The sequence below is a fragment of the Jiangella muralis genome (assembly GCF_001270745.1).
GTDB classification, from domain to species: domain Bacteria; phylum Actinomycetota; class Actinomycetes; order Jiangellales; family Jiangellaceae; genus Jiangella; species Jiangella muralis.
Genome location: NZ_KQ434756.1, coordinates 1 through 24,954 on the forward strand (window position 1 = coordinate 1; position 24,954 = coordinate 24,954).

Below are 24,954 nucleotides of genomic sequence, written 5' to 3' on the forward strand. Positions count from 1 at the left end.
GCATCACACGCCACACACCACCCCGGCAGACGTGAAACCCCGAGGCTAGGGCGTGTCTCCCAAATCCGTGGCCTACTGCGCGGCGTCCAGGCGGCGCCTCGCTGCGTTCTCGTCAGTCGCCATAGAACCCCGCTATGACTCCTTCCTCGGCCTTGCGAGGCATCCACCTGAACGCCGCTCGCTACGGCCGAGACTTGGGAGACACCCCCTAGCGCCGAGCCGTCCCCGCAACGCGAAGGCCCCGCCGAACGAGTCGGCGGGGCCTGGTGCGCTGCGGCCGGGGGACGTCAGCCGGCCCACTCGATCAGCGGCTGGTGCCGCTCGGGGTCGCGCAGCTCGGCCAGCGCCAGCTTCTCCAGCTGCCGCACCCGCTCCTTCGTCAGGCCGACGCGCTGGGCGACCTCCTGCAGGGTGTGCTGCTCGCCGTCCTCCAGGCCGAAGCGCATCGAGACGATCAGCGCCTCGCGCGGGGCCAGCGTGTTGACGAGGTCGCGCACCTGCTCGCCGAGCGCCCGGAACTCGATGACGTCAGTGGCCTGCGGCGTCTCGGTGTCCTCGATGAGGTCGCCGAGGCTCGCGCTGCCCTCGTCGCCCACCGGGGTGTCGAGGCTGACGGTGTCGCGCCGGATGCGGCGCAGCTCGATGATCCGCGCCGGCGTGAGGTCGATCTCCTCGGCCAGCTCGTCGGGCGTGGGGTCGCGGCCGAGCTCGACGGTGAGCTTGCGCTCGGCCCTACCCAGCTTGGACAGCGTCTCGAGGACGTGTACCGGCAACCGGATGGTGCGGGCCCGCTCGGCCTTGCCACGCTCGATGGCCTGCCGGATCCACCACATCGCGTAGGTGGAGAACTTGAACCCCTTCGCGTAGTCGAACTTCTCGACCGCGCGGATCAGCCCCAGGTTCCCCTCCTGCACGATGTCGAGGAACGGCAGCCCGCTGTTGCGGTAGTACTTGCGCGCCGCGGACACGACCAGCCGCAGGTTCGCGCGGATCATGTGGTCCCTGGCCTGCTCGCCGTCGCGCACCAGCGCCGCCAGCTGGTCGCGGCGCCGGCCGGGCTTCGTGGTCTCCAGCAGCGTCGCCGCGTACACGCCGGCCTCGATGCGGCGCGCCAGCTCGACCTCCTCGGCCGCCGACAGCAGCGGCGTCGTGCCGATCTGCTTGAGGTACTGGCCGACGAGGTCGTAGTCCTCGTCGCGTCCCCGGTCCGGGGAGCGCACCTGCTCCTGCACCATCGTCATTCGTTCGTCTCCCTCACTCGTCTCGCTGTCGTCGCGGCGGCCCATGGCACGCCCAGGCCGCGCGCGCACGGCGCGAACCGTCGGTGGTATGCGTTGGTGGGTTGCTCTGCGGGAACCCGCGGATCTTTCGATCCGGTTCCCGAAGCCCCGGGCCGATGCCGGCCTACCGAGGACTTCCAGCTAGGGGAACGTCCCGATAGCACCGGGTATTCCGGCGTTCGCGCTTGTCGGCGGGGTGCTCCCCGGCGACGATGGAACGGATGAGCGACGACGATGGTTCCGGCGGGCGGTTCGTCGTCCAGGAGCACCATGCCCGCCGGCTGCACTGGGACCTGCGGCTCGAGCACGACGGCGTGCTGGCGTCGTGGGCGCTGCCCCGCGGCTTCCCCCGCACGCCGGACGAGAACCGGCTCGCCGTCCGCACCGACGACCACCCGCTGGAATTCCTCGACTTCGACGGCGAGATCCCGGCCGGCCAGTACGGCGGCGGCGCCCTCACGATCTGGGACCACGGCACCTTCGAGGCGGAGAAGTTCCGCGATGACAAGGTCGTGGCGACGCTGCACGGCGAGAAGGTCCGGGGCCGGTTCGCGCTGTTCCGCACCCGCGGCGACGACTGGATGATCCACCGCATGGACGGACCTGCCGACGACGGTGAGCCGCTGCCGCCGACGCTGTTGCCGATGGCCGCCACGCTGTCGACGCTGCCGCCCGACCAGGACGCCTGGGGCTTCGAGATCAAGTGGGACGGCGTGCGCGCGCTCGCGTTCGGCGAGCCCGGCCGGCTCCGCCTCGTCGGGCGCAACGGGCGCGAGTTCACCCGCCAGTACCCCGAGCTGCGGCCGCTGACGAACGCCGTCGGCGCGCATCGGCTGGTGCTCGACGGCGAGATCGTCGCGTTCGGCGACGACGGCCGGCCCAGCCTCCAGCGCATCCAGCCGCGCATCCACCTGGCCTCCGACGCGGACATCCGGCACCAGGCGCAGGCCGTGCCGGTCGTCTACGTGATCTTCGACCTGCTCCACCTGGACGGCCGGTCGTTGCTGGACGCGCCGTACGAGGAGCGACGGCGCGAGCTGGCGGCGCTCGGGCTGGCCGGGCCGCACTGGCAGGTGCCCGACTACCAGCGCGGCGACGGCGACGTCCTGCTCGACGCCACCCGGCGGCAGGGGCTGGAAGGGGTCGTCGCGAAGCGCCTGAACAGCCGGTACCAGCCGGGCCGGCGCAGCCGCGACTGGCTGAAGATCAAGAACGTGCGCCGGCAGGAGGTCGTCATCGGCGGCTGGATCGCGGGGCAGGGACGGCTGGCCGGGTCGCTCGGCGCGCTGCTGGCCGGCTACTACGACGACGAGGGCGCGTTGCGGTTCGCCGGCAAGGTGGGCACCGGCTTCGACGACGCCACCCGCGGCCGCCTGCTCCGGCGGCTGGAGGGTCTGCGCACGGACGAGAGCCCGTTCACCGGCCGCCAGCCGCAGCGCGACGCCGTCTTCGTCCGGCCCGAACTGGTCGCCGAGGTCGAGTTCGCCGAGTGGACCGGCGCCGGCACGCTGCGCCACCCGTCGTTCGAAGGGCTGCGCGAGGACAAGCCGGCCCGCGACGTCGTTCGCGAGGAACCGGTGCCGCCGCCGGCCTGACCTGGGAGACACACCCCGGCGGTGCGGACCGCGGGAATGCCCGTCGCGCCCACGGGTACTGGTGCGGGATGCCGCGGCCACCGTGGTCGCGGCGGAGGGAGGTACCCATGAGTACCGAGCTCATCGTGGCGCTGATCATCATCGTGGTGCTCATCGCCGTCGCCGCGTGGCTGCTGTCGCGCCGTCGCGCCCACAGCGCCGCGGCCCGCCGCGAGGCGGCCGTCCAGGAGCGGCAGGAGGCCGACGCCGCCGAGCGGGCCGCCGAACGGCACCGCGCCGAGGCCGACGAACGAGCGGCGCAGGCCCGGCACGCCCGGGCAGCTGCCGCGGAGCAGGAGGCCGAGGCGGAACGGCTGAAGGCCACCGCCGGCGAGGAGGCCGCGGCGGCCGCCGAACGGCGTCGCACGGCCGACACCCTGCACCCCGACGCCCCGGATCCCGCGACGCCGCGGGACGGCGGTCCGGATCCGGACCGGCCCCATCCCGACGGCCACGACGTCATCGCGGACGACAGCGACCGCCGGCCGGGCTGGTAGTGCGGTCAGCTGGAGCGGCGCTTCCCCCGTCGCCGCCGCTCCAGCTGCCGCCGCTCCTCGGTGTCCAGCCCGCCCCACACGCCGTACTGCTCGTCCCGCTCCATCGCCTCGGCGAGGCAACGGTCCCGGACCGGGCAGGTCCCGCAGATCCGTTTCGCTCGGGTCTCCTGAGCGCGTCTGCGGCTGGGCGACACCCCCTCGGGGACGCAGAACAGGTCCGCGTCCCACTCCCGGCACAGCCCGTACTCCCACCACGACGCCGAGTCGACCCGCGCACCAGGCTCGTCCGGACTCGGCACCACCACATCGCTGCGTCGCCCGGCCTCCGTCCTCCGGACGATGCGCATCACCCCGACAGTCATCACCCCCGGTTACCCACGGGTTCCAGCGGCAAACCGGCTGAACGGCCCCGGTTCAGGGCTCGTCGGGCAGCCGCCCCGTGGCGATGACCCGTTCGGCGACGACGCGCAGCTTGACGTTGCTGTTGCGGGAGTAACGGCGCAGGACGGCGAACGCGCGGTCGGCGTCGAGGCCGTACCGCTCCATGAGGATGCCCTGGGCCAGCCCGATGAGGTGCCGGGCGCCGATGGCCTGGCGCAGGCCGTCCTCCTCGCGCGCCGACGCGAGCGCGACGGACGCGTGCCGGGCGAAGATCTCCGCGACGTCGGTGTCGTCGTCGTCGAACATGCCCGGCCGGTGGCCGTAGAGGTTGAGCGTGCCGAGCGTGGTGTTGCCGGTGCGCAGGCACACCGACAGCACGCTGCGCAGGCCGAGGTCGGCGGCCTGCGGACCCCACGAAGGCCAGCGCGGCTCGGCGGCGGTGTCCTCGATCAGGATGGACGTCCGGGTGTCGATGGCCGCCCGGCTCGGGCCTTCGCCGAGGGAGGTCTGCAGTTCGTCGGCCTTGCCGACCCGCGGGTCGGTGGCGACGGTCGTCTCGATGCGCCCGCCGCCGTGCAGCAACATCAGGCCGGCGTCGTCGCAGACGGTGGCCTGCTGTGCGTACTCCACGACCCGCTCGAGCGTCTGCTCGACATCGGGTTCATCGTGCAGCGCGAGCGCCATGTCGGCGAAGTCGCCCGCATCAGGTTCGGTCACCCACGTCCTCCGCCACGTAGAGCCCTATCGGGCCACCATCCTCCCCGAGCGGGTCGGCTGTGTCGATCCTCCCCCATGGGGTACGCACCGGAACATGGTGGGCGATGGTGAGGTGCAGCCGCACGCGGTGGTCACGGGTGGGGCCGGATTCCTCGGCTCGCATCTGTGCGACGCGCTGCTGGCGACCGGACACCGCATCACCTGCATCGACAACTTCGAGACCGGCCGGGCGGCGAACGTCCGGCACCTGGACGACGAACCGGCCTTCGCGCTGCTGCGGCGGGACCTCAACGACGAGCTGGACGGCGCTCTGACCGGTCCGGTCGACGTCGTCTTCCACCTGGCGGCGCCGGCCGCGCCCAGCGACTACCTGCTCGACCCGGTCGCGACGATGCGCAGCGCCAGCTCGGGCACGCTGAACGCGCTCGACCTCGCCCGTACCCGGTCGGCCCGATTCGTCCTGGTGTCGACGTCGGAGGTGTACGGGCCGGTCGGCGAGCTGCCCAGCCGCGAGGACCGCGTCGGTCAGGTCGACCCCGCCGACGGCTACGGCGCCTACTACGAGTCGCGCCGGTTCGCCGAGGCGCTGACGGTGGCGTACCGGACGACGTACGCGTTGCGGACGGCGATCGCGCGGATCTTCAACACCTACGGGCCGCGGATGCGCCTGGACGACGGCCGGGTGCTGTCGCGGCTCATCCGGCAGGCGCTGGCCGGGGCGCCGCTGACGGTGCCCGGCACCGGCACCCAGACCCGTTCGCTGTGCTACGTCGACGACGCGGTCGCCGGGCTGCTGGCGCTGGCCGGCGGCAGCTACCCGGGCCCGGTGAACATCGGCAGCCCGGAGGCGGTGCCGGTATACGCGATCGCTCAGGAGGTCGCGGAGGTCACCGGCCCGGACGCCGAGATCGTCTTCGTCGAGCCGCCGGCCACCGACAGCCAGGCCCGCCGTCCCGACATCACGCTGGCCGGGCAGTTGCTGGACTGGCGGCCGCAGACCTCCGTGCACGACGGCCTGGCCGCCACGCTGGCATGGTTCCGGCGCCGCCGAGCGGTCCGGCCATGATCATCAACCTTGTGGGCTGTCATAGCAGCTCAAAAGGTTGATGATCATGGTGGACGTCATCCTGTGCTGCCCTTGGACCGCATGCTGGTGGCCAGCAGCACACCGGCGGCGGCCAGGCCGATCTGGACGATGACCTCGATCCAGTCGACGCCGCTGGTGTCGCGCAGCGGGCCGACGATGGCGGTGCCGATGAGCGCAGCGACGATGCCGATGACGACGGTCAGCCAGATGGGGATGGCCTGCTTCCCCGGGATGACGAGCCGGCCCAGCGCGCCGATGACCGCTCCGACGACGATGGCCGAGATGATGCCGCTGACCTCCACGGGCCCTCCCCGAACTGGATGGTGTGCCGGTTCCGATCTTGCCCGATGGCGTACCCCGATGGAAGGAGCCGCGGCGCGGGCCGGCGCTACCGAGTAACGGGAGCGATGATCTCGTCGGCCAGCCAGTGCGCGACGCCGTCGGGCAGCGGCGGCCGCACGCTGAGGACGATGTGCCCGAACCCCGCCTCGATCAGCTCCTCGACCGTCGCGCGAGCGGCCGCGGCCTGGTCGTAGTCGACGATCAGCTGGACGGAGCGGACGATCGTCGCCGGGTCGCGCCCGATCTCCGCGCAATGCCGGTCCAGCAGCGCCGACCGCTCCCGCAGCAGCGCGAGGTCGAAGTGCGGCGGCCCGGGCACGTTCCACACGTCGGCGTGCTCCGCGACGACCCGCAGCGACCGCGGCCCGTAGGCGCCGATCAGCAGCGGCGGCCCTGGCCGCTGCACCGGCTTGGGCTCGCAGACGGCGCCGCGCAGCGTGTAGTGGTCGCCGTCGAAGTCGAACGGGTCGTCGTTCCACAGCCGGCGGATGATCGTGCACGCCTCCGCCAGCGCTGCCCGGCCCGCGGCGGGCGGCACCAGCGGCAGCCCGTACGCGGCGTGCTCGCGGGCGGCGAACTCCTGGCCCGCGCCGTGTGCGTCGGTCGCGCCGACGCCGAGCCCGAGGTTCAGGCGGCCGCCGGAGACGATGTCGACCGTCGCCGCCATCTTCGCCAGCAGCGCCGGCGACCGGAATCGGTTGCTGGTGACCAGGTGCCCGAGCCGGATCCGCGACGTCTGAGCGGCGAGCGCGGCGAGCAGCGTCCAGCCCTCGTGCCCCGGCGTCGTCGGCGGGCCGATGATCGGCACCAGGTGGTCCAACAGCCAGGCGTCCGCGAGCAGTGGGACCTCGTCGGCCTCGCGCCACACCCGCACGATGTCGGCGTAGTCCACGTTCACCTGGGTGGTCTTGATCCCGAAGCTGACACCGTTCATGGCGATCTCCTTTCGTCAGTCATGCTGATCGTCAGTGTAGCTGACGATCAGTCAAGTGGCAGAATCGAGGCATGGCCACCGACGACGACTCCGGCTCGCCGCCACCCGCCTTCCGGCTGCACTACCTGCTCAAGCGGGCCCACCTGCACCTGGCCACGCTGGTCGGGCAGGCACTGGAGCCGTACGGCGTCGACCCGCGCGAACTGGCGGCACTGGTGCTGCTGACCCGGGGCGACGCGCTGTCGCAGCAGGACCTGGCCCGCCAGCTGCAGGTGGACCGGACGACGATGGTCGCGATGGTCGACCGCATGGAGGCGCTCGAGCTCGTGCGCCGGCGCCCGGATCCGGCCGATCGCCGGAAGAACCTGGTCGAGCCGACCGACCACGGCCGGCGTATCGGGGCCGACGCGACCCGGGCCGTCGACTCGGCCGAGCAGCGGTTCCTCGCCGCCGCGCCGGAGCTGAGCGGGCCGGCGTTCCGCGACCTGCTCTGGACGCTGGGGCGCGACTTTCGCCACTGATCGGGCCAGTTTCTCAATTCACCGGCTCTTGGACCTTCCCTTCGGCCCATGATGATCAGTACGATCGCTGGGCAACCGCTTTCCAGCGTCGGAGGGTGATTCGTGTGTCTCCCGAACCCACCCGCCGCACTGTGCTGGGGGCCGCCGGCGCCGGGGCCCTCTGGCTGGCCGCGGGCGTGCCGGCGCCCGCGGCCGGCGCTCCACCCGCACCCGGCGCCGCGCCGGGCACAGCCGTGGTCGGGCCGGGGCAGCACCCCGGGCTGCGCTACTGGTACCCCGTCCCCCGCGACCCGGGCGTGGTGCGCACCGACGTCTGCGTCTACGGCGGCACGTCGGCCGGGGTGACGGCGGCGGTGCGGGCCGCGCAGGCCGGCCGCAGCGTCGCCTTCGTCGTGTTCGGACGGCACCTGGGCGGCCTCAGCTCGGCCGGGCTGGGCGCGACGGACACCGGGCGGATCGAGTCGATCGGCGGGCTGAGCCGCGAGTTCTACCGCCGCCTCGGCGCGCACTACGGCCGCCCGGAGTCGTTCACGTTCGAGCCGCACGTCGCCGAGCAGACCTTCGACGCGTGGGTCGAGGAGGCGGGCGTCGAGGTCTACCGCGACCACCGGCTCGACGACGTCCGGCTGGTGGGCGGGCGCATCCACTCGCTGCGCGCCGAGAACGGGAAGGTCTTCGTCGCGCAGGCGTTCATCGACGCCAGCTACGAGGGCGACCTCATGGCGGCGGCCGGCGTCGGCTACACCGTGGGCCGGGAGGCGAACGCGACCTACGGCGAGACGCTGAACGGCGTCCAGATCCGCTCCGGCCACCAGTTCCAGCGCCAGATCGACCCGTACGTCGTCCCGGGCGACCCGGCCAGCGGACTGCTCCAGGGCATCGCACCCGACCCGCCCGGCACGACCGGCCAGGGCGACGACCGCATCCAGGCGTTCAACTTCCGCGTCTGCCTGACCCGGGCGGCCGACCGGCGCCCGTTCCCGCAGCCGCCGAACTACGACCCGAGCCGGTATGAGCTGCTGCTGCGCTACCTCCAGGCCGGCGTGTGGGACGCGATGCGGCTGAACACCCCGATGCCGAACGGCAAGACCGACCTGAACAACCACGGCGCGGTCAGCACCGACAACATCGGCCGCAACTACGCCTGGCCGGACGGCGACCACGCGACCCGCGAGGCGATCTTCCAGGATCACGTGACCTACCAGCAGGGGCTGCTCTGGTTCCTGGCCAACGACCCGCGGGTGCCGGACGCGGTCCGGGCCGAGGTCAACGGGTGGGGACTGACGAACGACGAGTTCACCGGCACCGGCGGCTGGTCGCACGAGCTGTACATCCGCGAGGCGCGCCGGATGGTCGCCGACTACGTCATCACCGAGCACGACTGCCGGTGGACGGTGGCCGCGCCGGACCCGATCGCGCTGGCGTCGTACACGATGGACTCGCACAACTGCGCTCGCGTCGTGGTCGGCGGATTCGCCCGCAACGAGGGCGACGTGCAGGTGCCGCCGGCCGGTCCGTACGGCATCTCCTACCGCGCCATCGTCCCGGCCCGCGGTGAGTGCGCGAACCTGCTGGTGACGTGCGCGATCTCGGCGTCGCACATCGCGTTCGGGTCGGCCCGGATGGAGCCGGTGTTCATGGCGACGGGGCACGCGGCGGCGGTCGCGGCCGACCTCGCGCTGACGGCCGGCGTCGCGGTGCAGGACGTGCCCTACCCGGCGCTGCGGCAGCGGCTGCGCGCAGAGGGGATGGTGCTGACGTGGCCGCCGAACGCCGGCGTGCTCGCGTTCGACGCGCCGGACGAGCTGCGGCCGGGCGCCGCCGACGACGTCACCGTCACGTTCGTCAACGAGGAGCCGGCGACGGTGACCGGGGTACGGCTCGCGCTGGCCGCGCCGGCCGGCTGGACGGTGACGCCGTCGACGCCGGTGGAGGTCGGCGCGGTGCAGCCGGGCGCGGAGTTCGCCGCGACGTGGCGGGTGACGGCGACGGCTCCGGCCGAGCCGGTCGGGCAGGGCACGCTGGAGGCGTCCGTCACGTACGCCGGCGCTAGCCACCAGGCGCGGCACGCCGTCGCCGTCGCCGAACCCGTCCAGGCGCCGCTGCAGACGGCGGCGTCGACGCGGGCGCACTTCGGGCAGCGGGGCGCGCGGCTGGCGATCCTGGGCAACGGCGTCGACCTCTGGACCGGTGTCGACCACTACGGCGCGATCTTCCACGACGGCGCGGCCGGCCCCACGACGACGGCGACCGTCACCGTCGTCTCGCAGGAGGCCACCGACCCGAACGCGCGCGCCGGACTGGTGTTCCGCAACGACCTGCGCGGCGCCGGGACGTCGGCGGGCTACGTCGCGCTGGTGGTGAAGCCGGAGAACGGGCTGCTGCTGCTCTGGGACGCCGACGGCAGCGGGACGGTGGAGTCGGTGCTGCGCGCCCCGATGACGCCGTCGCCGTACCCCGTCCACCTGCGGCTGGCCCGGACGCAGGCCCGGTTCGACGGCTCGTACAGCCTGGACGGCGTGACGTGGCAGCCGGTCGGCTCGATCGACCTCCCGTCCGCCGCCGCCACCCAGGACGTCGGCGTGCTGTCCTGCGCGCACGTGCAGGACAGGCTCGGCCTGGCGGTGTTCGAGAACCTCGTGGTCAATTCCTGAAGGTCGCGACGACGGGCGCGTGGTCGGAGTCCTCGGCCGCCGCGCGCCGCCGCGGGTCGTCGGTGACCGACGCCAGCCCGCGGTCGATCAGACTGTCGACGGTCTCGGTGCGCCCCAGCAGCTCGTGCGAGACGAGGATGTGGTCGATCAGCTCGCCGCGGCCGCGGTAGACGCGGCTGTAGCGGCGCGCCTCCGGGATCAGCGGCGCGGTGTTCCACAGCCGCCACGGGTCGCCCTGGTCCGGCTGCGTCTCGCCGGGCGTGCCGATCTCCGAGCCCCCGGGGCCGAGCAGGATCTGCGTGGTGGCAGCGCCGGGCTCGTCGTTGAGGTCGCCGCACACCACCAGCGCGCGGTCCCGGCCAGCGCCGTCGAGCAGGGTGTTCGCCCACTCGCGGACGGTGGCCGCCTCGGCCGCGCGGCGGTACAGCGCGAACGCGCCGTAACGGGCCCGCTCCCCCTCGTCGCGCGGGCCGAACCGGCCACCCGGGTAGCTGAGCAGCTTGGACTTGAGATGACAGGTGACGACGTCGACGGTGTCGCCGGCGGCCGTGCGGACCCGGACCCGCAGCGCGCCGCGGCCCATCTCCTCCGACAGCGCGCCGCCGTCGGACGCGCGCACCGGCCCGACGCCGTCGGCGTACGCGACGAGGTCCTCGGTCTCCTCGACCGGCAGCCGCGAGATCGCCGCGACCCGGATGCCGCGGCTGTCGGGATGCTCGGACACGCGCGTCGTCCAGTCGCCGTCGAGCCGCTCGACGAGGTCGTCCAGCGCGGCCGGCTCGCCGATCTCCTGCACCGCGAGCACGTCCGGCGCCATGCGGCCGACGGTGCCGGCCAGCGCGTCGAGCTTCGCCTCGTACGTCGCCTGGTCCGGTGGCCGGCCGTCGCCCTGGCCCGGCCGGAACAGGTTCTCCAGATTCCATGTGCCGATGACGGTCACGGCCCGACGGTACCGTGCCTATGCTCGGCAGGGTCAGGTCCCGGACCGAGCCGTGGGAGCAGCGATGCAGGAAGACGACATCAGGGCCAGGATCAACGCGCTGGTCGAGGACGAGCACGCGCTGCGGCAGCGGCTGCAGACCGGCGAGATCTCGACCGACGAGGAACACTCCCGGCTGAGCCAGCTCGAGGAGCAGCTCGACCAGTGCTGGGACCTGCTGCGCCAGCGCCGCGCCCGGGTCGAGGCGGGACAGAACCCCGACGAGGCCGCCGCTCGGCCCGTCGACGAGGTGGAGCGGTACCTGCAGTAGGACACTGGTCGCATGAACCTCGACGACGCGGCGGACGAGCTGTACGCCCTCCCGCCCGACGAGTTCGTCGAAGCCCGCAACGCGCTCGCCAAACGGCTCAAGAGCGAGGGCGCCGGCGACGTCGCGGCCCGGGTCAAAGCACTGCGCAAACCGACGGTCGCGGCCTGGCTGACCAACCAGCTGGTCCGGCAGCACGGCGACGACGTCCGTGCCCTCGCCGACCTCGGCGAACGCATGCGCCAGGCGATGTCCGCCATGGACGGCGCCGCGCTGCGTGAGCTGACCGCGGAACGGAAGACGCAGGTCGACGGCCTGCTCAAGGCGGCCCGCAAGGTGGCCACGGCCGCCGGGCAGAAGGCCGGCCCCGACCTCATCGAGGCCGTCGCCGCGTCGCTCGACGCCGCCATCGCCGACCCCCGCGCCGCCGACGTGCTGCGGGCGGCGCGGCTGTCGCACGGCCTGGAGCACGTCGGGTTCGGCGCGGTCGAGGACGACGGCGAGGCGGCCGACGTCATCTCGCTGTCCGACGCCCGGGTCGCCCGCGGCCAGCGGCTGGAGACGACCCGACGGCCGCGCGCGACGCCCGCGGCCGAGGCGGAAGAACCGGAGCCCGAGCCCGCCGCCGAGGAGCCGGCCGCGGAGCCGGCGAGCGACCACGCGCGGGCCGAACACGAGCTGGAGCAGGCCGAGGCCGCCGTCGACGCCGCCGAGGAGCAGGTCGACGACGCCGAGGCCGCGCTGGACGACCAGCGGCGGCGGCTGGGGCGGGCGCAGGAGGCGGTCGAGCGGCTGACCGAGGAGCTGGCCGCCGCCCGCCGCGAGCTGGAGCAGGCCCGCGACGACATCGGCGCCGCCGAGGACGACGTCGAGGCCGCGCGCCGCGCGTCCGAGGCGGCCCGCCGGCGCCGCCGCGAGGCGAAGCAGCAGCTCAGCCGGCTGCCTTGATGGCCAACGGGCAGACCCCGCGGTCGCGGCGGCTGGCCTCGCCGATCCGCGAGTTCATCGCGACGCAGAGCTCCGGCGCCGTGGTGCTGCTGGCGGCCACCGTCGCGGCGCTGGTGTGGGCGAACTCGCCGTGGCCGGACAGCTACGACGAGTTCTGGCACACCGAGCTGGCGATCCGGCTCGGCGACGCGGAGCTGTCGCTGGACATCCGGGAATGGGTGAACGACGGCCTGATGGCGCTGTTCTTCTTCGTCGTCGGGCTGGAGATCCGGCGCGAGTTCGACATGGGCGAGCTGCGCGAGCGCAGCCGGGTCGCGACGCCGGTGCTGGCGGCGCTCGGCGGGATGATCATCCCGGCGCTGCTCTACCTGGCCGTCAACGCCGGCGACTCCGCCGTGCACGGCTGGGCGATTGTGATGGGGACGGACACCGCGTTCGCGCTCGGTGTGCTGGCGCTGGCCGGCAAGCGGGCGTCGCCGCGGACCCGGACGTTCGTGCTGACCGCCGTGATCGTCGACGACGTCGTGGCGCTGACCATCATCGCCATCGCGTACTCCGAGGACGTCTCGCTCGCGGCGCTGGGCGTCGCCGTCACGCTGTTCGGCGTCGTGCTGGTGCTCAAGCACAGCGGCGTGCGGCACGGCGTCCCGTACTTCATCGTCGGCTCCGGCATCTGGCTGGCCACGCTGATCTCCGGGGTGCACGCGACGCTGGCCGGCATCGCGCTCGGCCTGATCGCGTCCGCCTTCCCGCCGTCGCGCGAGGACCTGGAGCGGGTCGGCGCGGTGTGGCGGCTGTTCCGCGAGCAGCCGGTGCCGGAGTACGCGCGGACCGCCAGCCGCACCCTCACGACCGCGATCTCGCCGAACGAGCGGCTGCAGCACCTGTTCCACCCGTGGGTCAACTACCTGATCGTGCCGCTGTTCGCGCTGGCGAACGCCGGCCTGGTGATCAACGGCGACGTGCTGCGCGAGGCGGCGACGTCGCCGATCACGCTGGGCATCGTGCTCGGGCTGGTGGTCGGCAAGCCGATCGGCATCGTCGGCGTGACGTGGCTGGCCAGCCGGTTCGGGTTCCCGCTGACGGTGCCGTGGCCGCAGCTGATCGGCGCCGGGACCGTCGGCGGCGTCGGCTTCACCGTCTCGCTGCTGATCGCCGGCATCGCGTTCGAGGGCCACCAGCTCGACGACGCCAAGCTCGGCATCCTCGCCGCGTCGCTTATCGCGACGGTGCTCTCGCTGCTGGTGTTCCGGCTGATCGCCCGGTTGCCGGGGCGGGCCCGGACGGCCGGGGAGGACCGGCTGGCCGCCCCGATCGTCGACCTCGCCGACCCGGTGGACCCCGAGGTCGACCACATCCGCGGCCCCGCGGACGGCCGCGTCACGCTGGTCGAGTACGGCGACTTCGAGTGCCCGTACTGCGGCCGGGCCGAGCCGGCGCTGCGCGAGCTGACCCACGCCTTCGGCGACGACCTGACGTTCGTGTTCCGGCATCTGCCGCTCACCGACGTGCACGAGCACGCCCAGCTGGCCGCCGAGGCGGCCGAGGCGGCGGGCAAGCAGGGCCGGTTCTGGGAGCTGCACGACCTGCTGCTCACCCACCAGGACGCGCTCACCTACCCCGACCTGCTGCGCCACGCCGAGGACCTCGGCCTGGACGTCGACCGGTTCGCCCGCGACCTGTCGTCCCGGCACTTCGCCCTGCGCGTCACCCGCGACGTCGAGAGCGCCGAGCAGAGCGGCGTCGCCGGCACCCCCACGTTCTTCGTCAACGGGCAACGCCACCACGGCCGGTACGACCTGGAGTCGCTGCGCGCGGCGATCACGCGTGAGCTGGGCGCGAACCGTTCCCAACCTCGCGATCCGGGTCCATGATCGGTGCACGCGCACATCCGAGGGGGGATCGCCCGTGTCCACTGATCGTCGTCCCGTCGTCTTCGTCCACGGCCTGTGGCTGCACGCCGACTCGTGGAGCCCATGGGTGGAGCTGTTCCGTGAGTCCGGCTACGACGCCCAGGCGCCCGGCTGGCCCGGCGACGGCGCGTCCGCCGAGGAGACCCGCGACCACCCGGAGCGGGTCGCCGGCGTCGGCATCGACGCCGTCGTCGGCCACTACGCCGAGCTGATCCGCGCGCTGCCCACGCCGCCGGTCCTCGTCGGCCACTCGTTCGGCGGGCTGATCGTGCAGCGGCTGCTCGGCGAGAACCTCGGCGCGGCGGCCGTCGCGCTCGACCCGGCGCCGATCAAGGGGGTCGTGTACCTGCCACCGTCGTCGCTACGGGTCGCCTCGATCGCGCTGCGCAACCCGGCCAACCGGGGCCGCGCGGTCGCGCTGGACCGTGCCCAGTTCCGCTACGGCTTCGGCAACGCCCTCACCGAGCACGAGTCCGACGAGCTGTTCGCCCGCTGGGCGATCCCGTCGCCCGGCCGGCCGCTGTTCGAGACCGCCGTCGCCAACCTCAACCCGTCCTCGCCGGCCCGGGTCGCCACCGGCAACGCCGGCCGCGGGCCGCTGCTGCTCACGCTCGGCGGCAAGGACCACACCGTCGCGCCGGCGATCGTCCGCACGACGGCGCGGCTCTACCGCAGGTCACCGGCGGTGACGGAACTCCGGGAGTACCCGGACCGCGGGCACAGTCTCGGCATCGACGGCGGCTGGCGGACCATCGCCGACGACGTTCTCGCCTGGCTGAAAGCGCGCGGCCTCTGACGCCGTACGCTGGGGAGACCGACCGCTCGGCACCAGATGGAGGGGCACGTGCCACGACAGGGACCTGTGTTGCTGACCGTCGAGGACGATCCGGCCGTGAGCCGGGCCATCGCCCGCGACCTGCGGCGCCGCTACGGCGCCGACCACCGGGTCGTACGGTCGGAGACCGGGGCCGGGGCGCTCGAGGTGCTGCGCGAGCTGACGCTGCGGGGCGAGGCCACCGCGCTGCTGCTGGCCGACTACCGCATGCCCGGCATGAACGGCATCGACTTCCTCGAACAGGCCATGGACGTCGTGCCGCAGGCGAAGCGGGTGCTGCTGACGGCGTACGCCGACACCCAGGCGGCCATCCGCGCCGTCAACGACATCGACCTCGACCACTACCTGGTCAAGCCGTGGGACCCGCCCGAGGAGCACCTGTACCCCGTCCTCGACGAGCTGCTGGAGGTGTGGGCGCGCGACAGCCGGCCCGGCTTCGAGGGCGTCACGCTGCTCGGGCACCAGTGGGCGGCCGAGACCCAGGACCTCAAGGAGTTCCTGACCAGCAACCAGGTGCCCTACCGGCACCTGCGCGGGCCCGACGCCGCCGCGCTACAGGAGACCGCGAACCTCCCCGACGACGCCCTGCCGGCGGTCATCATGCCCGACGGCGTGGTGCTGACCTGCCCGCCGCTGCGCGACGTCGCCGAGCGGCTGGGCCTGGCCACGACCGCGGGCAGCCCGCTCTACGACCTCGTCGTGGTCGGCAGCGGTCCGGCCGGGCTCGGCGCCGCGGTCTACGGCGCCAGCGAGGGCCTGCGCACGCTGCTGGTCGACCGCGCCGGCGTCGGCGGGCAGGCCGCCCGCAGCAGCCTGATCGAGAACTACCTCGGCTTCCCGCAGGGCGTCTCCGGCGCCGAGCTGGCCCAGCGGGCCCGCGACCAAGCCGTCCGCTTCGACGTCGAGATGCTCACCGCGGCCGCCGCCGTCGACGTCGTCGCGCAGGGCGAGGGCCGGGTCGTGCGCTTCGACGACGGCCACGAGGTCACCGCGCACGCCGTCGTCATCGCCACCGGTGTCTGGTGGTCGCAACTGCCGGCCCGCGGCGCCGACGAGTACGCCGGCCGCGGCATCTACTACGGCGCGTCCGCCCACGAGGCGCCCGGCTGCAAGGGCGAGGACGTCTACATCGTCGGCGCCGCCAACTCCGCCGGCCAGGCCGCGCTGCACTTCGCCCAGTACGCCAGCCGCGTCGTCATGCTGGTCCGCGGGCCGGACCTGCGGCTGCGGATGTCCGAGTACCTCGTCGGGCGCATCGAGAACGATCCGCGCATCGAGGTGCGCACGTGCACCGAGGTCACCGCCGCCGAGGGCGACCACCGGCTGGAGCGCATCGTCGTCACCGACACCCGCGACGGCGGCACCCAGACGCTGCCGGCCACGCGGCTGTTCGTGTTCATCGGCGCCGAGCCGCCCACGTCGTGGCTGGGCGCGGAATTCGTCCGCGACGACCGCGGCTTCCTCCTGACGGGGCCGGCGCTGCTCGACGACGACGGACGGCCGCCGCGCGACTGGCCGCTGGCCCGCACCCCGTACCACCTGGAGTCCAGCGTCCCGGGCGTGTTCGTCGCCGGCGACGTCCGCGCCGAGTCCGTCAAGCGCGTGGCGTCCGCCGTCGGCGAGGGCGCCATGGCGGTCACGCTGGTGCACCGCTACCTGGAGGCGACGTGACCATGGGCACGCCCATCGACGTCGAGGAGCTGCGCACGCTGTTCCTCTTCGAAGGCATGACCCCGGAGCAGCTGGCCGAGGTCACCGCGAGCAGCGAGGTCCGCACCTACCCGGCCGGCAGCACGGTCTACCGGGCCGGCGAACCGTCCGACGCGCTGTGGGTGCTGCTCGACGGCACGCTGCGGCTGCTCCGGCACGCCGACGGCGACGAGGTCGTCGTCAACGAGACCGACTACCGGGGCGCCTACGCGGGCGCCGTCCGCGCCTTCGCCACCTCCGCGGCCGCCTCCTACGAGACGTCGCTGCACGCCGTCACCGACTGCCGGTTCCTGCGCTACGACGCCGGCGCCTTCGCCGCGTTCGTGCACCAGTGGTTCCCGATGGCGGTGCACCTGTTCGACGGGCTGTACCTCGGCATCCGCACCACCGAGGCGACGGTGCGCCAGCGCGAGCACCTCGCCCAGCTGGGCACGCTGTCGGCGAACCTCGCGCACGAGCTGAACAACCCCGCCGCGGCCACCGTCCGGGCCGCCGGGCAGCTGCGTGACCGCGTCGCGCACATGCGGCAGAAGCTCGGCATGATCGCGGCCGGCCCGGTCGATCCGGAGATGATCACCGGGCTGATGGCCATCCAGGAGCGCGCCGTCGAGATCGCCGCGAAGAAGCGCGACCCGCTCACCCCGCTGCAGGAGAGCGACCTCGAGGACGAGATGGTCGACCACCTCGAGGATCTCGGCTTCGACCACGCCGTCGACGTCGCGCCGGTGTTCGTCGCCGCCGGCCTCGACACCACCTTCATCGACGACGTCGCCGCCGAGGTGGGCGACTCCCTGCCGTCCGCGCTGGCCTGGCTCGGCTACACGCTCGAGACCGAAGCGCTGATGGACGAGATCGAGGACGCGTCGAACCGCATCTCCACCCTGGTCGCGTCGGTGAAGCAGTACGCCCACCTCGACCAAGCCGCCCACCAGGAGGTCGACCTCCACCCGGGCCTCGACAGCACGCTCGTCATGCTGGGGCACAAGCTCGGCGAGATCGAGGTGCGCCGCGACTACGACACCACCCTGCCGCCGGTGCCCGCGTTCGCCGCCGAGCTCAACCAGGTGTGGACCAACCTCATCGACAACGCCGTCGACGCGATGAAGGGACACGGCACGCTCACCCTCAGCACCCGCCTCGACGGCGACCACGCCGTCGTCGAGGTCGCCGACACCGGGCACGGCGTGCCCGAGGAGGTGCGGGGCCGGCTGTTCGAGCCGTTCGTCACCACCAAGCCGATGGGTGAGGGCAGCGGGCTGGGGCTCGACAACGCGAAGCGGATCATCGAGAAGCGGCACCGCGGCACGCTGAGCTACACCACCGGACCCGGCGGGACGACGTTCAGCACCCGGCTCCCGCTGTCGCCCGCCTGACGGGCGGTGGCCCAGAAACAGAAGACCCGACGCCAGAGGCGCCGGGTGGTATGCATTCAGACTACCACGGCGCCGGTTTGACGATCCGATCCGTGACGACCGCGGGCAACTGGTGTGCTCGCAGGTCAGCCGGCTCAAGGCGGTACCACCAATGGTTGCCGGCACCGTCACTCGGCAACCCCGCCAGCTTGCCGGCGCGGACACCCTTGGTCGGGTTGACCAGCCCCACGGGCACTCGGGCGCGCGCGATTCGCACGGGATAGGCGAGATCACTGTCGTTGCTGATGACGATGGCCGCGTCGACGACATCCGTGAGCACGTCGATCAGCAGATGTGACGCGACGTTGACATCCGACCCCTTCTCCTCGCGCCGCGCGATCGACGCCATGAACGTCGCACCTGGCACGTCGGCTCCTGCGGCGTCCTGAACCATGATCGGCCAGCTCGGCTCGACAAGGACCGGCTTGCCGTTGCGCCCCTTCACGGCGAGTGGCGCTGTCGCGACCCTCGCCACGTAGGTGCCGTAGCTGATCCTGGTCGCGGAACCCGTATGTGCCAGTGCCCGGAGATACACATCCTGTTCGCGCTGTCCGACCGGATTAGATGCGCCGCTGATACGCGCCGTGCAGTAGGTGACATTGTCAACGACAGCGCCCACCCACTGTGCGCGCAACGCGATCAGATGCTCCGCCAGCGCCCGCAGATCCAGCCATCGCCAACCAGGGGTTGATCGCCCGCAGAGTCCCCGAGCACCGTAATAGAGGTTGTAGCCGTCCACATAGACACCGACTCGCACGCGAGCGAGGTTAGTGCGAATCGTCGGCTCGCGCAGTTGGCGGCGGACAAAGCGGACACGGGCCGACCTGAGTCACCCGTGCCGGCTGGGCCGGTAGACGAGCTCCTGGGTGCGGCCGTCGAGGGTCCGGCTCTCGATCAGCTCGAGGTCGAAGTCGGCCGCGCCCCGGAAGATCGGGGCCGCTCCCGTCTGCCCGGTGATCACCGGGAAGAGCGTCACCTGGACGCGGTCGACCAGCCCGGCGGCCAGCAGCGCCCGGTTCATCGACAGGCTGCCGTGGGAGCGCAGCGGCACCGCCGACTCCTCCTTGAGCCGGGCGACGACGTCGACGGCGTCGCCGCTCGCGATGGTCGCGTCCGGCCAGTCGAGCGGTCCCCGCAGCGTCGTCGACACCACCGTCGCCGGCAGGTTCAGCATCCGGGTCACCCACGGGTCGCGGACCTCGGACTCCTCGGTGCTCGCGGCCAGCATCGCCGCGAACGCGCGGTAGGTGGTGGCGCCGAACACCATGCGCTGCTCCTCGCCGTAGAGCGCGAGGCGGTGCTCGAGCAGTTCCGGGCCCTGCTTGCCCCAGTAGCCGCCCCAGTCGCCGGTCGCGGCGCCGAAGCCGTCGAGGCTGGTGAAGACGTCGTAGGTGTAGGTCGCGGTCATGATGACTCCTCGGTTCGATGGTCGCTCACCTCTGCAACGAACGGCGCGGCCCCGTTTCGACACCCGAAGGACGGGGCGCTGCAGTTTCTCGGGCTGCCGGTCATCGCCGGGTGGACGTGGCTGGCGGTGCTGTTCGTGGCCGCTTAGGTTGGGTGCCGTGACGACGCTGACCGCCGCCAGCCTGCTCGCTCGCATCGCGGCGGCGGACGGCGCGTTGCCCCGGCCGACGACCGTCGACGGCGTCGTGGCGGGCGACCCGCACACCGTCGTCGCGGGGGTCGCGGTCACGACGCTGGCCACACTCGACGTGCTGGACCGGGCCGCGAAGGCCGGCGCCAACGTCGTCATCACCCACGAGGCGCCGTTCTACGACCACCTCGGCGCCGCGAACGACGACCTCGCGGCCGAACAGGACCCCGTCTACCTCGCCAAACGCGCCTTCATCGACGCGCGCGGGCTGGTGGTCTGCCACTACCACGACGGCTGGCACCGGCGCCGTCCCGACGGCGTCGACGAGGGTGTCGCGCGGGCCCTGGGCTGGACGCTCGACCCGGAGCCGGCCGCCGCGGGCGTCGCGCTCTGCACCGTCGCGCCGACGACGCTCGGAGCGCTCGCGGCCCACGTCGCGACGGCGCTCGGGGCGCGGGCGGCGCGGTTCGTCGGCGACCCGGAGCTGCCGGTCACCCGGGTCGGCCTCGACCTCGGCAACCGCGGCTTCGCCCGCAACCGCTCACTGCTGCGCCGCGACGACGTCGACGCCGTCGTCGTCGGCGAGGCGCACGAGTGGGAGACCGGGTCGTACGCCACCGACGCGGCGTGGCTGGCCGGGCGCGGCGGTTCGCCCGCGGGGCTGGTCGTCGCCGGGCACGTGCCGTCCGAGCAGGCCGGCCTGCGGTTCTTCGCCGACTGGCTGGCCGCGCTGGTCCCGGAGCTGCCGGTGCGCTTCGTCGAGACGCCCGACGCCTACACCGCGGCCAGCAGCCCGGCCGGGACGTAGCCCGCGTCGCCCAGCTCGGCCCACAGCGCGGCCGGGATCTCGTGCCCGGCCGCCGCGACGTTCGCGGCCACCTCGGCGCCGGACCGGCAGCCCACCAGCACCGTCCCGACCGCCGGGTGCAGCAGCGGGAACTGCACGGCGGCCGCGGTCAGCGGCACGTCGTACCGCGCGCAGAGCTCCTGGCAGCGCAGCGCCCGCGCCAGCACGTCCACGCCGACCGGCCGGTAGTCGTACATCGTCGACGCCGACGGCTCGGCCAGCAGGCCGGTGTTGAAGACGCCGCCCACGACCACCTGAGTCGCGGTGTCCGCGCAGGCCGGCAGCAGCGTCGTCAGCGCCCGATGGTCGAGCAGGGTGAACCGGCCGGCGATCAGCACGACGTCGGGGTCGAACTCGCGGACCAGCGCGGCCAGCGGATCGGCGTGGTTCATCCCGAACCCGATGGCCCGCACCACGCCCTCGTCGCGCAGCCGCCGCAGCGCCGGGAAGGCCGTGCGCCGGACCTCGTCGGCGGCGTCGTCCGGGTCGTGGATGAACGCGATGTCGACGTGGTCGCGCCCGAGCCGCGCCAGGCTGGACTCCAGCGACGCGCGGATGCCGCGCTCGGTCCAGTCCGGCTCGACGGCGTCACCGTCGCGCAGCAGCCAGCCGACCTTCGTCGACACGACCGCGTCGGCGCCGGTCGCGCGCAGACCGCGGGCCAGCCGCGTCTCGGCCAGCCCGTGCCCGTAGCGCGGAGCGGTGTCGAAGTAGCCGACGCCCAGCTCGGCCGCGACCCGTACCGCGTCCAGCGCGTCGGCCTCGGCGACCGGCGTGAACAGCCCGCCGAACGCCGCCGTCCCGATGCCCAGGCGCGGCAGCGCGACCGTCATGCGCCCGCCACCAGCGTCGGCGTCGTCGCCCGCAGCGTCAGGGCCAGCGTGAGCCTGGCCTGCGCGCGTGGCTCCAGCCGCACCGTCACCCGCGGCCCGCCGACGTCCTCGGCCGGGCCGTCGTCGAGCGCGATGGTGCGGATGCGGTGCTCGGCGAACGAGCCGCCCTGCACGACCAGCGTCCGCGGCCGGTCGCCGGTGTTGACCAGCTCGGCGACGGTGCGGTCCGGGTCGATCGACGACACCAGCGCGGCGACGTCGTCGGGCAGGCCGGGCCGGACGCCGTCGCCGTGGAACCAGCGCAGGTGCAGGTGCGCCGGCGAGCCGTTGTAGAGCACCTGCGGCGTGCCGGTGGTGAGCTGCAGCAGGATCTCGGTGACGACCGGGTTGCGGTGCTGCCAGAGGTGGATGTCCAGCGCCGACGGCCCGGCCGCCGGATCGGTGTCGTCGCGGGCGATGTCGTCGAGCCGCTGCTCGCTGGTGGCCAGCGCGCTGCGCAGGGCCCGCTCCGGATAGTCGGGGTTGCGGCCGGCGAGGTACTCGAACCACGGCTCCTCGTGGCCGTTCTCCTCCTTGGTCCGCTGGTCGTGGACGGCGGTCCAGTCCCAGGAGGCGCCGGCCCGCAGTGCGTCGACGCGGCGCCGGTCCTCGTCGGCGCGGCCGAAGTGCCACAGCCAGATCGCGTACTGCGTCGGCGGCAGGTTCCAGTCGAACCAGCCGGCGTCGCCGCGGCGGTGCGGCACCATCAGCGTCGGCCGGTCGCCCAGCCCGGCGAGGTGCGTCGTCCACCGCGAGGTGACGGAGGGGACGTCGTCCGGGCGGCGCTGCTCGGCCTGTTCGAGCGCGACGTCAAACGGGTTGCGGGCGAGGTCGAGGAAGGCGTCGTCGCCGGTGACGAACGCCGCGTTCGTGCCCGCGACCACCGCCGCGCAGGCCATCGACTGCAGCCCGTGCGGCCAGGACCAGCCGTAGTGGCCGCCGTACCACCGTCCGCCCAGGTACTCGCCGACCTGTCCGCTCAGCCCCGCGTTGTCGGGGACGACCGGGCCGCCGGCCCAGCGGTCGCGCCAGGCGCCGACGTACTCGGCCACCCAGTCGGCGTAGCGCTGCTCGCCGGTGAGCAGCCAGGCGTGCACGGCCAGGCTGGTGGAGAGGACGTTCGCGAAGGTGTCGCCGCGGCCCATGCGATCCCACATCTCCCGGCCGTAGGCGCGCGCCTTCGCGGGGTCGGCCACCAGCTCGTCGAAGGAGTCGTAGCCGAGCCAGTCCAGCGGCAGCCCGTACGGCCGCAGCGGCAGGCTCCACGGGAACGCCACCTCATGGTCGCCGAACCCCCAGCGCGGCCCGCCCGCCCCGTTGTGCGGCGCGCGGATGATCCGGTGCTCGGGGTCGTAGTTCGGGCCGCCCGGCAGGTAGAGGTCCGCGAACCGTCGTGCGCTGCCCTGGGCCACCCCGGGTCGCGCCAGGCAGCGCGCGTAGAAGAACAACAGGCTCTCGCCCTGGTGGAACCAGTCGTAGCCGCGCTCGTAGCCGTCGACCAGCATGCCCATCTCGGTCAGCTGCGCGGTGACGCCGTCCCAGTGCCGCTCGGACGCCGCCAGCAGGTCGTCGCTGCCGCCGAGCAGGTACAGCATCGGCCAGTTGAAGAACGCCTCGTAGAAGTCGTCCACGCCGTCGCGGTCGTCGGAGCCCTCGCCGAGGGTGTCCGCGAAGACCAACCGGCCGTCGGCGGCGGTGTAGCGGTCGGCGAACGTCCGCCACGCCTTGTCCTGCTGGGCGAACAGCGACCGCTGCAGCCGGGCCCACTCCGGGACCTCGGCCGGCCGGCGGGACGACACGAGCACGGCACACCTCACAAGCTTTGTGGGCGATTATCTTTGATCGATAACCGATTGCGTCATACTGTGGTCCGGTGCTCACCCCTGTCAAGACGGACATCGTGGACGCCCACGTGCACGTGTGGGACCCCGCGCACGGCTTCCCGTGGATCCGTCTCGGTTCGCCGCACCACCGCGCCTTCACGCTCGCCGACCTGGAGGCGGCCGGCGCCCCGGACGTCGCCGGGGCCGTGCTTGTCGAGGCGTCCCGCGGCGACGCGGGCGAGACGGCGGCGCTGCGGGACGCGGCCCGGCGCCGTCCGGACCTCATCGCCGGCTACGTCGACAACCTGCACTGCTACGCCGGCCGGACGCCCCGTCAGTTCGCCGCGCTGCTGCGCCGCTGGGGCCGCACCGGTCCCGCCGGCCTCCGGGCCGGCGGCTCGACCTGGGCCGACGTCCCGGCGGGGGCGCGGGCGCTGCTCCCCGTCCTCGCCGATCACGGGGTCGCGCTGGAGCTGAACCTGCACGCCGGCGCCGTCCGCACGGCTGCCGACCTGGCCGAGCGGCACCCTGGCCTGGTGGTCGTCCTCGACCATCTGGGCAACCCGCCGAACGTCGCTCGCGCCGACCCCGGCGACTGGCTCACCGACCTGGCCGAGCTGAACGGCCGGCCGAACGTCGTCGTGAAGATCTCGGGGCTGCTGACGCAACAGCGGGGCGCGCCGACGGCCGACGTCGACGCGTTGGTGGCGGCGGCGCTGGACGCGGCCGGGCCGGACCGGTGCATGATCGGCTCGGACTGGCCGATCTGCCTGCCCGCCGCCTCCCGCGCGGACTCGCTCGCGGCGGCCACGCGGGCGCTCGATCACCTCCCCGCCGACGCCAGGACGATGGTGCGGCGCGGAACGGCCCTGCGGGTGTACGGAAGTGGCACGATGGACGGAGCTCACTCGTGATGATCGATGGGGACGGCATGACAGTGCGTGGTACCACCCAGCCCGAGGGCGGCTTCGCCTCGTCCCTCGCCGGCAAGGACCGCCTGCGCCCGGCGCTGCTGTCCGACCAGGTGTACGACCTGCTACGCGCCGCACTCATCGACGGCGACCTGCAGCCGGGCGAGCGCGTCGTCGAGTCCGAGATCGCGCGGCGGCTCGGCGTGAGCCAGGCGCCGGTCCGCGAGGCGGTCAAGCGGCTGGCCCGCGAGGGCGTTCTCGAGCACATCCCGCGGCGCGGCAACTTCGTCGCCGAGGTGTCCGAGCGCGACGTCGAGCACGCCCGCCAGGTGCGCGAGCCGCTGGAACGGCTGGCCGGCGAACTGGCCGCCACCGCCATCACGGCCGCCGAGCTGTCCCGCCTCGACGACCTCGTGCGCGAGATGCACGACGCCGTCGCCCGCGGCGACCTCGGCCGGTTCCGCGACGCCGACATCACCTTCCACGCCACCGTCGGCGAGGCCGCCGGCAACCCGTTCCTCGCCCGCATGTGGGGCGTCCTCGAGCCCAGCCTGCGCACGCTGCGCGCCATCGCCGACCCGCTGTTCGACGGCGACTGGCAGGCCATGGCCGACGAACACGGCCGGCTGGTCGCGCTGCTGCGCGAAGGCGACCCGCAAGCGGCCGGCCAGGCCTTCGCCGAACACGCCGCCGGCCGCGGCCCGGTCCCCGACCGCCGCTCCACCCGCGCGAAGCGCCCCCCGCCCGCTGGTCCTGCGTCACGTCCTGGTTCCAAGTCGCGTTCCTAGGCAA

24 protein-coding genes are annotated in these 24,954 nt (G+C 73.4%); 14 read left to right on the forward strand and 10 right to left on the reverse strand.

Annotated elements, in window-relative coordinates:
* Positions 1-287: 287 nt before the first annotated feature.
* Entirely contained in the window at positions 288-1,241 is a 954-nt protein-coding gene (locus ACW62_RS12020) for a sigma-70 family RNA polymerase sigma factor (protein WP_240477292.1), read from the reverse strand.
* A gap of 260 nt (positions 1,242-1,501) precedes the next feature.
* On the opposite strand from ACW62_RS12020, the gene ligD reads away from it, so the two are divergent.
* Positions 1,502-2,875, forward strand: a complete 1,374-nt coding sequence (gene ligD, locus ACW62_RS12025) for a non-homologous end-joining DNA ligase (protein ID WP_053204360.1) — start codon at positions 1,502-1,504, stop codon at positions 2,873-2,875.
* Between the two features lie 107 nt (positions 2,876-2,982).
* Positions 2,983-3,411 (forward strand): hypothetical protein, encoded by a 429-nt coding sequence (locus ACW62_RS12030; protein ID WP_053204361.1) that lies wholly within the window; start codon positions 2,983-2,985, stop codon positions 3,409-3,411.
* Between the two features lie 5 nt (positions 3,412-3,416).
* Here ACW62_RS12030 and ACW62_RS12035 read toward each other — a convergent pair whose 3' ends face one another.
* Positions 3,417-3,773: a WhiB family transcriptional regulator gene (locus ACW62_RS12035; protein WP_157574701.1), complete on the reverse strand. Its 357-nt coding sequence runs from the start codon at positions 3,771-3,773 to the stop codon at positions 3,417-3,419.
* A gap of 52 nt (positions 3,774-3,825) precedes the next feature.
* Entirely contained in the window at positions 3,826-4,509 is a 684-nt protein-coding gene (locus ACW62_RS12040; RefSeq protein WP_053204363.1) for a GAF and ANTAR domain-containing protein, read from the reverse strand.
* Between the two features lie 94 nt (positions 4,510-4,603).
* Here ACW62_RS12040 and ACW62_RS12045 point away from each other — a divergent pair, with 94 nt between their 5' ends.
* The gene (locus ACW62_RS12045; RefSeq protein ID WP_053204364.1) at positions 4,604-5,575 is read left to right on the forward strand and encodes an NAD-dependent epimerase/dehydratase family protein; all 972 of its coding nucleotides are present in this window, start codon (positions 4,604-4,606) and stop codon (positions 5,573-5,575) included.
* 56 nt (positions 5,576-5,631) lie between these two features.
* On the opposite strand, the gene ACW62_RS12050 is transcribed toward ACW62_RS12045, so the two are convergent.
* Both ACW62_RS12050 and ACW62_RS12055 read right to left on the reverse strand, forming a co-directional pair.
* Positions 5,632-5,898 (reverse strand): GlsB/YeaQ/YmgE family stress response membrane protein, encoded by a 267-nt coding sequence (locus tag ACW62_RS12050; protein WP_053204365.1) that lies wholly within the window; start codon positions 5,896-5,898, stop codon positions 5,632-5,634.
* 86 nt (positions 5,899-5,984) lie between these two features.
* Complete coding sequence (locus ACW62_RS12055; RefSeq protein ID WP_053204366.1) at positions 5,985-6,872, reverse strand: LLM class flavin-dependent oxidoreductase; 888 nt, start codon at positions 6,870-6,872, stop codon at positions 5,985-5,987.
* A gap of 71 nt (positions 6,873-6,943) precedes the next feature.
* On the opposite strand from ACW62_RS12055, the gene ACW62_RS12060 reads away from it, so the two are divergent.
* The gene (locus tag ACW62_RS12060; RefSeq protein ID WP_053204367.1) at positions 6,944-7,393 is read left to right on the forward strand and encodes a MarR family winged helix-turn-helix transcriptional regulator; all 450 of its coding nucleotides are present in this window, start codon (positions 6,944-6,946) and stop codon (positions 7,391-7,393) included.
* Between the two features lie 104 nt (positions 7,394-7,497).
* Positions 7,498-10,047: an FAD-dependent oxidoreductase gene (locus ACW62_RS34725; RefSeq protein ID WP_169792043.1), complete on the forward strand. Its 2,550-nt coding sequence runs from the start codon at positions 7,498-7,500 to the stop codon at positions 10,045-10,047.
* Here ACW62_RS34725 and ACW62_RS12070 read toward each other — a convergent pair.
* Entirely contained in the window at positions 10,037-10,987 is a 951-nt protein-coding gene (locus tag ACW62_RS12070; RefSeq protein ID WP_053204368.1) for an endonuclease/exonuclease/phosphatase family protein, read from the reverse strand. The genes ACW62_RS34725 and ACW62_RS12070 overlap by 11 nt on opposite strands.
* Before the next feature lie 64 nt (positions 10,988-11,051).
* Here ACW62_RS12070 and ACW62_RS12075 point away from each other — a divergent pair, with 64 nt between their 5' ends.
* Genes ACW62_RS12075 through ACW62_RS12100 form a run of 6 tightly spaced genes read left to right on the forward strand, consistent with a single transcriptional unit; the run spans position 11,052 to position 18,073 of the window.
* On the forward strand, positions 11,052-11,297 hold the full coding sequence (locus ACW62_RS12075; RefSeq protein ID WP_053204369.1) for a DUF2630 family protein: 246 nt from the start codon (positions 11,052-11,054) through the stop codon (positions 11,295-11,297).
* A 12-nt stretch (positions 11,298-11,309) separates the two neighbouring features.
* Entirely contained in the window at positions 11,310-12,242 is a 933-nt protein-coding gene (locus tag ACW62_RS12080; RefSeq protein ID WP_053204370.1) for a hypothetical protein, read from the forward strand.
* Positions 12,242-14,116: a Na+/H+ antiporter NhaA gene (nhaA, locus tag ACW62_RS12085; protein WP_053204371.1), complete on the forward strand. Its 1,875-nt coding sequence runs from the start codon at positions 12,242-12,244 to the stop codon at positions 14,114-14,116. The genes ACW62_RS12080 and nhaA overlap by 1 nt, the downstream gene beginning before the upstream one ends.
* 34 nt (positions 14,117-14,150) lie before the next feature.
* Positions 14,151-14,951 carry an alpha/beta hydrolase gene (locus ACW62_RS12090; RefSeq protein ID WP_053204372.1) on the forward strand — a complete coding sequence of 267 codons (801 nt, stop codon included), beginning with the start codon at positions 14,151-14,153 and terminating at the stop codon, positions 14,949-14,951.
* A gap of 36 nt (positions 14,952-14,987) precedes the next feature.
* Positions 14,988-16,661 (forward strand): NAD(P)/FAD-dependent oxidoreductase, encoded by a 1,674-nt coding sequence (locus ACW62_RS12095; protein WP_053204373.1) that lies wholly within the window; start codon positions 14,988-14,990, stop codon positions 16,659-16,661.
* Between the two features lie 2 nt (positions 16,662-16,663).
* Positions 16,664-18,073 (forward strand): ATP-binding protein, encoded by a 1,410-nt coding sequence (locus ACW62_RS12100; RefSeq protein WP_053204374.1) that lies wholly within the window; start codon positions 16,664-16,666, stop codon positions 18,071-18,073.
* Positions 18,074-18,134: 61 nt separating this feature from the next.
* Here ACW62_RS12100 and ACW62_RS12105 read toward each other — a convergent pair whose 3' ends face one another.
* Positions 18,135-18,869: an NYN domain-containing protein gene (locus ACW62_RS12105; RefSeq protein ID WP_053204375.1), complete on the reverse strand. Its 735-nt coding sequence runs from the start codon at positions 18,867-18,869 to the stop codon at positions 18,135-18,137.
* 72 nt (positions 18,870-18,941) lie between these two features.
* On the reverse strand, positions 18,942-19,520 hold the full coding sequence (locus ACW62_RS12110) for a dihydrofolate reductase family protein (RefSeq protein WP_053204376.1): 579 nt from the start codon (positions 19,518-19,520) through the stop codon (positions 18,942-18,944).
* Between the two features lie 157 nt (positions 19,521-19,677).
* On the opposite strand from ACW62_RS12110, the gene ACW62_RS12115 reads away from it, so the two are divergent.
* Entirely contained in the window at positions 19,678-20,517 is an 840-nt protein-coding gene (locus ACW62_RS12115) for a Nif3-like dinuclear metal center hexameric protein (RefSeq protein ID WP_053204377.1), read from the forward strand.
* On the opposite strand, the gene ACW62_RS12120 is transcribed toward ACW62_RS12115, so the two are convergent.
* Together ACW62_RS12120 and ACW62_RS12125 are read right to left on the reverse strand one after the other, a co-directional pair.
* Positions 20,484-21,389 (reverse strand): aldo/keto reductase, encoded by a 906-nt coding sequence (locus tag ACW62_RS12120; protein WP_053204378.1) that lies wholly within the window; start codon positions 21,387-21,389, stop codon positions 20,484-20,486. The genes ACW62_RS12115 and ACW62_RS12120 overlap by 34 nt on opposite strands.
* Positions 21,386-23,233, reverse strand: a complete 1,848-nt coding sequence (locus ACW62_RS12125; RefSeq protein WP_053204379.1) for a DUF8034 domain-containing protein — start codon at positions 23,231-23,233, stop codon at positions 21,386-21,388. Before ACW62_RS12125 ends, ACW62_RS12120 begins: the two co-directional genes overlap by 4 nt.
* Positions 23,234-23,301: 68 nt before the next feature.
* Between ACW62_RS12125 and ACW62_RS12130 the strand changes: the two genes are divergently transcribed.
* Both ACW62_RS12130 and ACW62_RS12135 read left to right on the forward strand, forming a co-directional pair.
* Positions 23,302-24,165, forward strand: coding sequence for an amidohydrolase family protein (locus ACW62_RS12130; RefSeq protein ID WP_053204380.1), 864 nt, complete (start codon positions 23,302-23,304; stop codon positions 24,163-24,165).
* 17 nt (positions 24,166-24,182) lie between these two features.
* Positions 24,183-24,950, forward strand: coding sequence for a GntR family transcriptional regulator (locus tag ACW62_RS12135; protein WP_053204602.1), 768 nt, complete (start codon positions 24,183-24,185; stop codon positions 24,948-24,950).
* Positions 24,951-24,954 lie beyond the last annotated feature (4 nt).